13 protein-coding genes are annotated in these 11,205 nt (G+C 70.9%); 10 read left to right on the top strand and 3 right to left on the bottom strand.

Features of this window, described 5'->3' with window-relative positions; genetic code table 11:
• The 10 genes from NP4_RS37660 to NP4_RS37615 form a co-directional block, all read left to right on the top strand.
• On the top strand, positions 1-1,416 hold a 1,416-nt coding region (locus NP4_RS37660), incomplete at its 5' end, for an AMP-binding protein (RefSeq protein WP_068008769.1).
• Complete coding sequence (locus NP4_RS37655) at positions 1,410-2,186, top strand: MlaE family ABC transporter permease (protein ID WP_068008766.1); 777 nt, start codon at positions 1,410-1,412, stop codon at positions 2,184-2,186. The genes NP4_RS37660 and NP4_RS37655, both read left to right, overlap by 7 nt.
• Positions 2,183-2,977, top strand: coding sequence for an ABC transporter permease (locus NP4_RS37650; RefSeq protein WP_245998654.1), 795 nt, complete (start codon positions 2,183-2,185; stop codon positions 2,975-2,977). The genes NP4_RS37655 and NP4_RS37650 overlap by 4 nt, the downstream gene beginning before the upstream one ends.
• A gap of 2 nt (positions 2,978-2,979) precedes the next feature.
• Complete coding sequence (locus tag NP4_RS41865; RefSeq protein WP_068008763.1) at positions 2,980-3,963, top strand: MlaD family protein; 984 nt, start codon at positions 2,980-2,982, stop codon at positions 3,961-3,963.
• Positions 3,960-4,955, top strand: coding sequence for an MlaD family protein (locus NP4_RS37640; protein WP_068008760.1), 996 nt, complete (start codon positions 3,960-3,962; stop codon positions 4,953-4,955). Before NP4_RS41865 ends, NP4_RS37640 begins: the two co-directional genes overlap by 4 nt.
• Complete coding sequence (locus NP4_RS37635; protein ID WP_147288087.1) at positions 4,952-5,887, top strand: MlaD family protein; 936 nt, start codon at positions 4,952-4,954, stop codon at positions 5,885-5,887. The genes NP4_RS37640 and NP4_RS37635 overlap by 4 nt, the downstream gene beginning before the upstream one ends.
• A gap of 1 nt (position 5,888) precedes the next feature.
• Positions 5,889-6,779 (top strand): MlaD family protein, encoded by an 891-nt coding sequence (locus NP4_RS37630; RefSeq protein WP_169813860.1) that lies wholly within the window; start codon positions 5,889-5,891, stop codon positions 6,777-6,779.
• Positions 6,779-7,765, top strand: a complete 987-nt coding sequence (locus NP4_RS37625) for an MlaD family protein (RefSeq protein WP_068008753.1) — start codon at positions 6,779-6,781, stop codon at positions 7,763-7,765. The genes NP4_RS37630 and NP4_RS37625 overlap by 1 nt, the downstream gene beginning before the upstream one ends.
• Positions 7,762-8,700: an MlaD family protein gene (locus NP4_RS37620; protein WP_068008751.1), complete on the top strand. Its 939-nt coding sequence runs from the start codon at positions 7,762-7,764 to the stop codon at positions 8,698-8,700. The genes NP4_RS37625 and NP4_RS37620 overlap by 4 nt, the downstream gene beginning before the upstream one ends.
• 10 nt (positions 8,701-8,710) lie before the next feature.
• Positions 8,711-9,280 carry a hypothetical protein gene (locus NP4_RS37615; RefSeq protein ID WP_082876571.1) on the top strand — a complete coding sequence of 190 codons (570 nt, stop codon included), beginning with the start codon at positions 8,711-8,713 and terminating at the stop codon, positions 9,278-9,280.
• 71 nt (positions 9,281-9,351) lie between these two features.
• Here NP4_RS37615 and NP4_RS43020 read toward each other — a convergent pair whose 3' ends face one another.
• From NP4_RS43020 to NP4_RS37600, 3 genes are all read right to left on the bottom strand, one after another.
• Positions 9,352-9,474, bottom strand: coding sequence for a hypothetical protein (locus tag NP4_RS43020; protein WP_255285629.1), 123 nt, complete (start codon positions 9,472-9,474; stop codon positions 9,352-9,354).
• Positions 9,475-9,685: 211 nt separating this feature from the next.
• On the bottom strand, positions 9,686-10,903 hold the full coding sequence (locus tag NP4_RS37605) for an AI-2E family transporter (RefSeq protein WP_114755896.1): 1,218 nt from the start codon (positions 10,901-10,903) through the stop codon (positions 9,686-9,688).
• Positions 10,896-11,093, bottom strand: a complete 198-nt coding sequence (locus tag NP4_RS37600; RefSeq protein WP_068008784.1) for a three-helix bundle dimerization domain-containing protein — start codon at positions 11,091-11,093, stop codon at positions 10,896-10,898. The genes NP4_RS37605 and NP4_RS37600 overlap by 8 nt, the downstream gene beginning before the upstream one ends.
• Positions 11,094-11,205 lie beyond the last annotated feature (112 nt).

The following is an 11,205-nucleotide window of genomic DNA, read 5'->3' as shown; positions in this document are numbered from 1 at the left end:
GGCGGCGCGGTCGCCGTCCTCGCCGGTGCGCCCGCCGATATCGCCCCGGTCGTGCAGGGCGTGTGGCTGGCCGGGGGGACGGTCACGATGCTGCATCAGCCGACCCCGCGCGCCGATCTCGCGCAGTGGGCCGCCGACACCCGCCGCGCGCTGGCGGTCATCGACGCGCGGCTGGTCGTGCTCGGCGACCCCTTCGAGGCCGTCGCCGACGGGGCGCTGCCGGGCGTCGAGTGCGTCACCGTCGAAAGGCTCGGCGCGGGACCGGATCTCGAGCCGGTGCCCACGCGCGCCGAGGATCCCGCGTTCTTGCAGCTCACCTCGGGCTCGACCGGGGCGCCGAAGGCCGTAATCATCAGCTACGCCAATATGTACGCCAATATCCGCGCGATGGAGTTCGCCTCGCTGATCAATCTGCGCCGCGATGTGATGGTCAGCTGGCTGCCGCTGTTTCACGACATGGGCATGATGGGCTTTCTGGTGGCGCCGATGTTCCTCGGCGTGGAACTGATCTCGGTCACGCCCGCCGATTTCCTGGCGTCCCCGCCGGTGTGGGCGCGGTTGATCGGCGAGCATCGCGGAACCATGACCGCGGCACCGAATTTCGCCTACGGCCTACTGGCCCGCACACTCGAGCGAGCCGCCGACGGGGCCTACGACCTGTCCACGCTGCGCTTCGCGCTCAACGGGGCCGAGCCGGTGGATCAGGCCGTGGCGCAGAGGTTCCTGGCCGCCGGGGCCCGCTTCGGCCTGCGCCCGCAGGCCCTCGTGCCCGCCTACGGCATGGCCGAGGCGACCCTGGCGGTCTCGTTCGTCCGCCCGGGCAGCGGGCTGAGCGTCGAGGCCGACGGTCAGGTCCGGCTCGGGCCGCCGCTGCCCGGCATCGACGTGCGGGTGCGCGCCGAATCCGGTGCGCTCGCGGCCACGGGCGAGGTCGGCGAGATCGAGGTGCGCGGCGAGAGCATCACCCGCGGTTACCGGACCGCCGACGGTGTGCTCGACGCCCTCGACGACTCCGGCTGGCTGGCCACCGGCGACCTCGGCTATCGCACCGGCGACCGTCAGATCGTGGTGTGCGGGCGCAAGAAGGACGTGCTCATCGTCTCCGGCCGCAACCTCTACCCGGTCGACGTCGAACGGCTCGCCGCGGGCGTCGACGGGGTGCGGGCCGGAAACGCGGTGGCCGTGCGGACCGGTGGGGAGACCTTCGCGGTCCTCGTCGAATCCGCGGCCAGCGGTGACCCGACCGAGCGGGAGCGGATCGCGCGCGAGGTCGCCCACCGGGTGCAGGCGGGGCTGGGGGTGGGGCCGCGGCGGGTGGAAGTGGTTGCGCCGGGGCGCCTTCCGAAGACGCCCTCGGGAAAGCCGCGCAGGATCGACGCGGCGGCGCTGCTGACCGGGGATCCGATCCGGTGCTGAGCCCGGCGATCGCCACCGTGGGCCACACCGCGCGGCTGGCCGGGGCGGCCCTGGGCTGGCTGGTGCGCGATGTGGTGGCGGGCCGGTTCCCGTGGCGCGACGCGCTCGTGCAGGGCTGGTTCGTGGTGAGCGTGACCGTCGTTCCGGCCGTCTTCGTGGCGATCCCGTTCGGGGTGATCGTGTCGGTGCAGGTGGGGCAGCTGACCCAGCAGATCGGCGCCACCTCGCTGGCCGGTGCCGCTGCCGGGGTGGGCGTGGTTCGCCAGGGCGCCCCGCTGGTGGCGGCGCTGCTGCTGGGCGGCGCGGCGGGCGCGGCGATCGCGGCCGATCTCGGATCGCGGACCGTGCGCGAGGAGATCGACGCCCTGCGGGTGATGGGCATCGATCCGGTACGGCGGCTGCTGGTGCCGAGGCTGGCGGCGATGGTGCTGGTGGCCCCGCTGCTGTGCGTGGTCATCGTGTTCATGGGCCTGGCGACCGGGTATGTGATCAATGTCGCCGTGCAGCAGGGGACCGCGGGCGGTTACCTGTCCTCGATCGCCGCGTTCGTCACGGTGCCGGATCTGGTTGCCGCGCTGGCGAAGTCGGCACTGTTCGGTTTCGTGGTGGTGGTGCTGGCGGGTCAGCGCGGCCTGGCGGCCACCGCCGGGCCCAAGGGCGTCGCCGAGTCGGTGAACGCCTCGGTGGTGCTCGGCGTGGTGGCCACCTTCGCACTGAATCTGGTGCTGACCCAGGCGCTGTCGATATTCGGCGAACGGGGCGCGTGGTGACCGTGCTGGATCGGCTGGGACATCAGCTGGATTTTGTCCTTCGTGTCCTGGCCGCACTGCCGCACGCGGCGCGGGCCTATCGCCGCCAGACCATGCTCGCACTGACCGATATCGTCTGGGGCAGTGGGGGTTTGGTGGTGGGTGGCGGGACCGCCGTCGTCCTGGTGCTGCTGGGCATCGCGATCGGCGGATCGGTCGGGGTGGAGGGGCTGGACGCGCTCGACCGGGTCGGTATGGCGCCGCTGACCGGCTTCGTCTCGGCCTACGCCAATACCCGGGAACTGGCGCCCATCGTGGCGGCCGTAGGTTTCGCCGCGCAGGCGGGCTGCCGGATGACCGCCGAGATCGGGGCCATGCGGATCGGTGCGGAGATCGACGCGCTGCGCTCCCTGGCGGTGCGGCCCGTCGCGTTCGTCGTCGCGACCCGCGTGCTCGCGGGCGTGGTCGCCATCGTGCCGCTGTTTCTGATCGCGCTCATCGCGGCGTACCTGTCGTGCGCGGTCGCGGTGAATGTCGTGCACGGGCAGTCGCCGGGCACCTACTTCCACTATTTCGGGGCCTTCCTGCGGCCCGCGGATGTGGCGTGCGCGGTGGTCAAGGCCGTCGTGCTGGTGGCCGCCGTGATCGTGATCCATTGCTATCACGGATATTTCGCCTCGGGCGGTCCCGAGGGAGTGGGGCGCGCCTGCGGGCGCGCCATCCGAGCCAGCCTGGTGCTGGTGATCGTCGTCGACATGGTGCTGACGGGCCTGTTCTGGGGCGCGGACAGCGGAATCAGGATCTCGGGGTGAACATGAGCGCAGCGAGGCGGTGGCGGGGCGCGGCCGTCGTGGTGACCGCGGCGGTCGCGGCCGCCGCGGTGGGAGCCCAGGCGACGGGGCGGTGTCGCGACGGGTTCGAGCTCGTCGTCGAGGCGCCGGTGCTCGCCGACGGGCTGGCCCCGGGCGCGGATGTGAAGTTCCACGGTATGGTCATCGGCGATGTGGCCGAGGTGACGCCCGGGCGGGTACGCCTGCGGATCGAGCCCGGGCCCGCGTCGATGCTGCCCGCGGCCTTGGCGGCCGGATTCACCTCGGCGAATGTCTTCGGTTCGCCCGCCGTCGAATTGACCGCGCGCGGCGAGGGCGGCCGGATTCGTGAGCACGCCGTCGTACCGGTCGTCGGCGATGCGGGCGCCGGGTCGAGCGCGGCCGTGCTGCAGGCCTCCGGACGGCTCACGGCCGTGCTCGACTCGCCGCGGGTGCGGCGGCTGCTGGACCTGGCCGCGCGCGATCCGGGCCTGCTCGCGCCGACCGTGGACGCGGTCACCGAGCTCGCCCGCGCGGTGTCGCGGGATCGTCGCGGCGATATCGCCCACTATCTGCGCATCGCCGGTGAATTGGCGCGCGGGTCGGCGGATCTGGAACCGGCCATGGCCCACGCGCTGGTCGCCCTGCTGGACCAGAGCGCCTACTTCGACGACGAGACCAACCGGGCCCGCACGCGTACGGCGATCGCCGGGTTGAGCACCGAGTTCCTGCCCGGCTACGCCACGCTGTTCGGCGGGAATCTGGACTCTTTCACCAAGATTCTGGCGGTCGTCATGGATCTCGGTGTGCCGCTGGGCATGTCCTACGGCAGTCTCGCCCCGGCCTATGCGCGGCTGCCGGAGTTGCTGGACCGGATCGGTGCGGCGTTCCCGGTGGTGGACGGGCGGGTGCAGCTGCAGCTGCGGATCATCGGCGACACCATGCCGCAGATCGCGCGGTCGGTCGCGGGACCGGAGGGGGCGCGGTGATCCGGGTCGGGGGCGCGGCCGTGAAGCTGGGCCTGTTTCTCGTGCTGGTCGGGCTGTGTCTGAGCCTGTTGCTGTCCACGCTGCGCGGGCCCGGATTCGGCAGGACGACGCCGTATGCGGCGCTGTTCACCGATGCGTCCGGACTGGCGGTCGGCGATGCCGTGCGCATGTCGGGGGTGCAGGTGGGCCGGGTCACCGGCATCGCGGTGACCGGCGAGGCGACCGCCCGGGTGCGCTTCTCGATCGGCGCGTCCGGACGGGTGCTGACCACGACCGGCGCCGCGATTCGGTATCAGACACTGCTGGGTCAGCGCTATCTGGAGTTGAACGACTCCGATAGCCAGGGAACTCCGCTGCCCCGGGGCGCCACGATCCCACTGGAGCGCACCGTCCCCAGTTTCGATGTGACCCGGCTGTTCAACGGCTTCAAACCACTGTTCCGATCCCTGGACACCGCGGCGCTGAATCGGCTGGCGCAGAACCTGTTACGCGTGTTGCAGGGCGACGGCACCGGCATCGGTCCGGTGCTCGACGACGTGCACGCGCTGCTGCGGTTCGCCACCGACCGCGACGCGGTGGTGGCGCTGCTGGTGCGCAATCTGGGCGAGATCGCCGCGCAGATCGGCGGCAAATCCGAACAGGTCGGCGCGCTGATCAAACAGGTCGCGGGCATCATCGGCGTCTTCAGCGGCCGCGCCCGCGAACTGGTGGACTCGCTGCGCGTGGCCGCCCACGGGCTGGAACCCGACGTCGGCATCCTCACCGAACTCGCGTCGCTCTACGACGACAGCGCGCCACCCCTGGTGGACCTGGTGCATCGCCTGGTGCCCGACGCCGATCAACTGGCCCAGCTGCTGGTGCTGGTCCCGCAGCTGATCCGCGGCCTCAACGCCCAGGCGCCGGGCGAATTGAGCTGTTCCACCCGCCCGATCATCCCACCCGACATCGCCGCGGCGGTGCTGGCGACCCAGCGCTTGGTGGTGTGCTCATGAGGCGTTCGGACTTGCGGTGGGGGATAGCGGTATTGGCGGTCGCGGTCACCGTGCTGGCCGGTCTCGGGCTGGTCGGAGTGACGTCCGCCGGAGAGGACGGTTACGTGGCCGAATTCCGGAACTCGGGCGGGCTGCGGCCCGATGACGAGGTTCGCGTGGCGGGAGTGCGCGTCGGGCGGGTGCGGACGGTGGACCTGTCCGGCGACCACGTGCGGATCGACTTCACGGTGCGTTCGGGCACCCGCGTCGGTGACGAATCGAGCGCGGAGGTCCGGCTGCTCGCACCGACCGGTGGGCACTATCTGTCGGTGGCCCCGGCGGGATCGAAACCGCTGGGCCACCAGCCGATTCCGCGCGAGCGCACCGGCACGCCCTATGAGCTCACCGACGTCCTCGAGCGGGCGACGCCGCCACTGGAGCAGGCCGACGGGGCGACCCTGCGGGCCACCATGGCCGAGCTGGACAGGGCGCTGGCCGACCGGCCCGATACCGTGCGCGGCCTCCTCGGTGATCTGAACAATCTGGTGGGAGTCGTTGCGGCGCAATCGGATCGAGTGGACCGGGCCGTGGCGGTCGCCGACGAGTACGTCGCGGCCACCGCCACCGACCGCGAGGTCCTGGCCGATTTCGTGCGGCGGCTGGGCACGATCTCGGCCGAACTGGCCACGGGCAAGACCGAGGTGATCCGTGCATTCCGGCTGCTGCGCACGCTGATCGAGGTGACCCACCGGCCGATCATGGCCTACGCCGATCAGGTGGAGCCGATCGTGCGGGAGCTGGAGCGACTGGTCGCCACGGTCGGCGATGCGCCGCAGCGGCTCGACGCGGCGATCGCGGGCATCGACGAATTCATCCGGAAGGTCGGACCCCTGGTGGGTGTCGCGGTCGGCGGCCAACGGCCGTGCGTGCCCGCGCCGGGACGGGAGTGTTGAGATGCGTGGTAGGAAGCGGTTGGGGTACGCCGCCGTCGGCGGTGTCGTGCTGACGATGCTGGCGGTGTCGGGTTCGTCCGCGGTGACGCCGGCGGCGAGACTGCGCTACAGCAAGCCGGTGTGTGCCGATTTCGCCGACGCCGCCGGTCTGTACCGAGGCAATCAAGTCTCGATCCTCGGCGTGCCGGTCGGGGTGGTGGATCGGATCGACCCGCAGGGTGACCGGGTGCGGGTATCGATGCGGGTGCGCCCCGATGTGGCGGTGCCCGAGGGCACCGACGCGGTCACCCTGGCGGATTCGATCGTCACCGATCGCCGGGTCGAACTGATCCGGCCGAGCTCCGGGCCGGAGTCGGCGCGCGAGGGGTGTATCCCGCTCGCGCGCACCAGGACTCCGCTGGGCGTCAGCGAATCCTTCGCCGCCATGCGGCAGGTGAGCGCGGATCTGGGCGCGGACGGTACCGCCGGTGACACCCTGCGGGATCTCGAGCGCGCGGCGCGCGGGACCGAGGCCACCACCAACGAGCTGCTCGGTGGGCTGGCGGCCGTCGCGGGCGACCCGCGCGCCCGCGACGCCTCCCTGCGGCGGCTCATCGACAACCTGGACACCTTGACCACGATGTTCGCCGGAAACTGGCCCGACATGCGGCTTCTGCTCCAGCACCTGCGCGACGGGCTGGAGGTGGTCGAGGGGCTGTCGGCCAACTTCGCGCCCATGATCGATCTGTCCAACCAGCTGCTGCCGGTGCTGGCCCGAACCGCCGACACCTACGGTCCGCGGATCTATCCGATGCTGGACGGGCTGGTGCCGATGGCTCATACCGCGCTGCGGAACGCGGGTGGTATCCGAGATCTGTTGGCGCAGTTGGCCACCACCGCCGGGGCGCGGTGATGCGCCGCGGACTACTGGCTCTGACGGTGCTCGCGCTGGCCTGCGGATGCGGTCTCGATCCCACCGATATCCCCGTGCCGGGTGCGACCGTGCGGGGCGCGAGCTATCCGATCCGGATCGAGTTCACCAGCGTGCTCAATCTGCCGGGCAAGGCGAAGGTGCGGGCCGACGGCCTCGAGGTCGGCGTGGTGGACCATGTCGAACTGCGCGACCGGCTCGCGGTCGCCACGGTGAGAGTCCGTGCGGGACTGCGGCTTCCGGTGTCCACGCGGGCCGAGATCCGGCAGGCGACCGTGCTGGGTGAGCCGTATGTCGCCCTGCTCGCGCCGCGCGATTCGGCGGCGCCGGAGCTGGCGGCGGGCGCGGTCATTCCGGCGAGCAGCACCCGCCCGCCCGACAGCGTGGAGGATCTGCTGCGCGGCATGTCGAACGTCCTGGCCAACGGCCGGTTCGACGGGTTGGCCGCGGCGGTGGCCCGGGCCGATGCCGCCTTCCCCGCCGAGGCGGAATATCGAGGGCTGGCCGCGGAGATCCACGCGGATCTGCACGACCTGTCCTCGGGCACGGCGGATCTGGACCGCATTCTGGACTCGGCCGAGCGGATGAGTGGCGATCTCGCCGCCCGCAAGAGCGCGGTCGACCGTGCGCTGGTGCTCGGGCCGGGTCGGGCGGCCGGGCTGGCCGATGTGCTGTTCGGTGTCGTCGATCTGGCCGTCGGGCTCGGCGCGCTCGCCGGTCCGGCGGGGGAGCTGGTCTGGCCGATCTACCCGCAGACCGTCGACATCTATCGGGCCATGCGGCCGCTGCTGCTCACCGTCGCCTCGGCCGACACCACGGTGCCGATGAACGCCGACAAGCTGATACATCTGCTGCGCGACAAGCTCATTCCGTATCTCGGCGCACCACCGAACATCCGGGTGAGCGATCCCGGCGTGCGGGCCGACGGCCTCATCACGATCCTGCGCTCGATCGGGATGGTGCCATGACCGCGCGCTCGCTCGCCTCGCTGGCCGGGCTGCTCGCGACGACCTTCGTCGGCCTGGCCTACCTCGGTGCCGGCGTGCTCGGCCTGAACCCTCTGCGCCACACCACGACCGTGACCGTGCACCTGCCGAGTTCGGGTGGCCTCATGCGGACCTCGCCGGTGGATCTGCGGGGCGTGGCGATCGGCCGGGTGCGCGGCCTGGCGCCGACGCCGGACGGTGTCGACGCGGTCGTGGAATTCGATGCGCGCCACCGCATCCCGGCCGCGAGCACCGTGCGGGTGGCGAACCTGTCGGCGGCGGGGGAGCAGTATCTGGACTTTCGGCCCGACTCGGCGGCGGGGCCGTACCTCGGCGACGGGGCGGTCGTGCCGCGGGACCGGGTGCGGGTCGCGGTGACCGCCGCGGAGGCCATGGCCGGGCTGAACACGCTGCTGGGACAGGTGGATCCGGCGGTCGTGGACGGCCTGGTGACCACCGTCGACGCGGCGACCCGGGGTCGCGACGGCGAGCTGGACCGCCTCGCCGAGAGCGCCGACCTGTTCGCGAAGACCCTACGCGACAAGCGGGCGGCCGTCGCCCGGCTGTGGCGCAACCTGCAGACCCTCGCCGACGACCTCGACGGCCACGGCGCCACCCTCGCCGAGGTCGCCCCGATCGTGGCCCGCGCCGACCCCGAGGTGGTGCATCTGATCAAGGCATTCCAGGACTACTCCGTGGTGGGCGAGCACATCTGGGACGACTCCCTGAATCCGGTGATGCGCAAGATGAACGACTACGCCGCGGCCCTCGCCCCCGATCTGGCGCTGCTGGCCACGGCCGTGCGCCCCGCCACCGCACCCCTGCGGCCCCTGCGCCTGGACGCGGGCTCGATCGTCGACCTGCTCGACCACACCTTCCCCGGCGACGGCGCCGCGCACCTCGCCATCCCCAACTGACAGGACCACCATGACCCTCGAAATGGACCGCACCGCACCGACTCTCGACGCCGACGCCGCCCTCGGAGGGCGGGCGCGCTGGACCCGATCGCCCTGGGGGAGGAGGCTGGGTGCGCTCGGCGCGACCGTGCTCGTCGCCGCGGGAGGCTGGTCGGCCTGGGAGTGGCACCGGAACGCGGACGACCTGCGGGCCATGCGGCAGCGCTCCGCCGACGCCGAGCGGGCCGCCGCGGTCGCCAGGGACTACGCGACGAAGTCGCTGACCTACGACTTCCACCGGCTCGACGCCTTCTTCGACAGCGTGCGCGCCGGTACCACCGGCGCCCTGGCCGACCGGTACACCACCGTCCACGACACCCTCGGCAAGATCATGACCGACGCCCAGGTCATCGCCCGCGGCGAGGTGACCGCCACCGCGGTGACTCCGGGCGACAACGGCGTCTACACCGTCACGGTCTTCGCCAGCCAGACGACCCAGAACGTGCAGCATCCCGATCCGGTCACCGCCTCGACGCTGCTGACGGTCACCGTGCAGCACGCCGACGGGCGCTGGCTGGTATCGGACTATCACGCCCGCTGACCATCCGGCGCGGCCGGGTTCAGGTCACATGGTGTGGAACCGGCGCGGACGTACAACGAACAAGAACCGGATCAACTTCGCACATCGGTGACAGCGGTATCGCGCTCATTCACCACCAGATAGGGCCCGATACCGCCGAAGCCGTAGGAGCAGAACTGGATCCCGGCGACAGGCTCGGCATCCAGCTCCAGCACCGAAGGCACGGTATCCGCCGCGGTCTGCCCGGTGGATCCTGATCTGCCGCGGCAAGCGACCACGAGCCCTGAGCGACATCGCATGCCGGCACGAAGGCTGTCACGCAGTTGCAGAGCGTCGCTTTCGCTTCGCCTGTTGGTGCGTGAACGCGGCCGGTTCGTGGGAACTTCGTGCCAGTACCCTCGCCGATATGGCGCGCAAGATCCGGGGCTATGTGTCATCGAGTGTGGGGAACAGCAGTTCGGAGACGAGTAGCTGTAGTGCGGCGGCGACCGGGATCGCCACCAGTGCCCCGACGACGCCGAGCAGCGCCGCGCCGATGAGCACGGCCACCACGGTCACACCGCCCGGCACCCGCACCGCCCGGCCGACGATCCGGGGTGTCAGCAGGTAGTCCTCGGCCAGCCGGAACACGATGTAGAACCCGACCGTGGCAAGACAGACCGGGATCGAGACCGCCAGCGCGACCAGGGCGACGACGATTCCGCCGACGGTGGAACCGTAGGGGAACAGGTCGATGATCGCGACGAAAACGCCCAGCAGCAGCGCGTAGGGCACATCGAGGAACATGCACCACACGAACGTGGCCGCTCCGGCGATGAGCGAGGTCAATACGTTGCCGAAGACGTAGTCACCGATCTTGGCCATCACTTCGTCGCCGAGCAGGATCGCACGAGGCCGCCGGGAGTTGGGCACGAACCGGTACATCGTCGCCCGGATCCGCGGCATATCGGCGAGGAAATAGACGGTGAGCACGGCCACGATCCCCACCTCCGACACCGCACCGAACACCGTCCGTCCGGCCTCGAAAACCGTTCCGATCGCCGGGGCGCCCAGGTGATCGATCCCGTCGGTGATTCGTTGTCGGATATGGAAGCGCTCGTCGAGTCGGCCGATCGCGCTGGAGTGGTTCTGGGCCTGTTCGAGCAGGTGCGGGGCCTGTTCGAGGAACTGTTGTGCTTGCTGAACCAGTGGCGGTATGGCCGCCGCGATCATCGCGGCCAGGACGCCGAAGACCGCCACGAGCACCAGGCTCACCGCCGCCCATCGGGGGACCTTGCGATTCACCAGTCCCGACACGGCGGGCTCCAAGCCCAACGCGAAAAACAGTGCCGCGCCGACCAATACCAGTACCGAGGACGCCGCGCCGAGCAGTCGCACCGCGCCGTAGGTGACGGCGACACCCGCCGACGCCATCAACCCGATCCGAAACGGTGACCGCTGATCGAATCGCCGACCGCGTGGGCCGTGCGGCGGATTGTCCGATCGTAGCTGTGCCGCAACGGCTTCCGCCGCCACGATCGCGCCTTCGTCGGCGCTGTGCGGGCGGCCCACGCGGCGGTGGTGTCCACGTTCGGCGAGGCGGTTATCGTCGACCTCCCTATTTTCGTCCTCGCCCACCGCTCCGGCCTGTTCGGGTTCATCCATGCATCGTCGCCAGTTCGTTTGTGACCCTGCGCTCGACGAGCAATGGAACGAAATCGCGCACCTTGACGCCGTCGAACCGAGCGTGCGCGTGATGCACCATGTCGGCGATCCGAGCCGGTGGCAGGTCGGGGTGCCGCGTCACGAGTCGCTCTGCGACGTAGCGGATCAGCGTGTTCTCGTCGGTTCTCATGAGCATGGCTTCGATTCGTCACCGGCGCGATCCCCCGGCGATTTCACCGCCGACTCCCTGTCGAACCGAGTGGACGCGCCGTACGGGAAAAGACTGCGCCCGATTACGATGC

Source organism: Nocardia pseudobrasiliensis NBRC 108224 (assembly GCF_001613105.1).
GTDB classification, from domain to species: Bacteria; Actinomycetota; Actinomycetes; order Mycobacteriales; family Mycobacteriaceae; genus Nocardia; species Nocardia pseudobrasiliensis.
Note: the sequence above shows the minus strand (reverse complement) of the source record. Positions and strands in the feature narration are given on the sequence as shown.

Excerpts from the sequence above, each read along its gene's own strand:
- NP4_RS37615 (WP_082876571.1), top strand. The coding sequence starts at position 8,711 with ATGACCCTCGAAATGGACCGCACCGCACCGACTCTCGACGCCGACGCC.
- NP4_RS37605 (WP_114755896.1), bottom strand. The coding sequence starts at position 10,903 with ATGGATGAACCCGAACAGGCCGGAGCGGTGGGCGAGGACGAAAATAGG.
- NP4_RS37630 (WP_169813860.1), top strand. The coding sequence starts at position 5,889 with ATGCGTGGTAGGAAGCGGTTGGGGTACGCCGCCGTCGGCGGTGTCGTG.
- NP4_RS37620 (WP_068008751.1), top strand. The coding sequence starts at position 7,762 with ATGACCGCGCGCTCGCTCGCCTCGCTGGCCGGGCTGCTCGCGACGACC.
- NP4_RS37635 (WP_147288087.1), top strand. The coding sequence starts at position 4,952 with ATGAGGCGTTCGGACTTGCGGTGGGGGATAGCGGTATTGGCGGTCGCG.
- NP4_RS37600 (WP_068008784.1), bottom strand. The coding sequence starts at position 11,093 with ATGAGAACCGACGAGAACACGCTGATCCGCTACGTCGCAGAGCGACTC.
- NP4_RS41865 (WP_068008763.1), top strand. The coding sequence starts at position 2,980 with ATGAGCGCAGCGAGGCGGTGGCGGGGCGCGGCCGTCGTGGTGACCGCG.
- NP4_RS37625 (WP_068008753.1), top strand. The coding sequence starts at position 6,779 with ATGCGCCGCGGACTACTGGCTCTGACGGTGCTCGCGCTGGCCTGCGGA.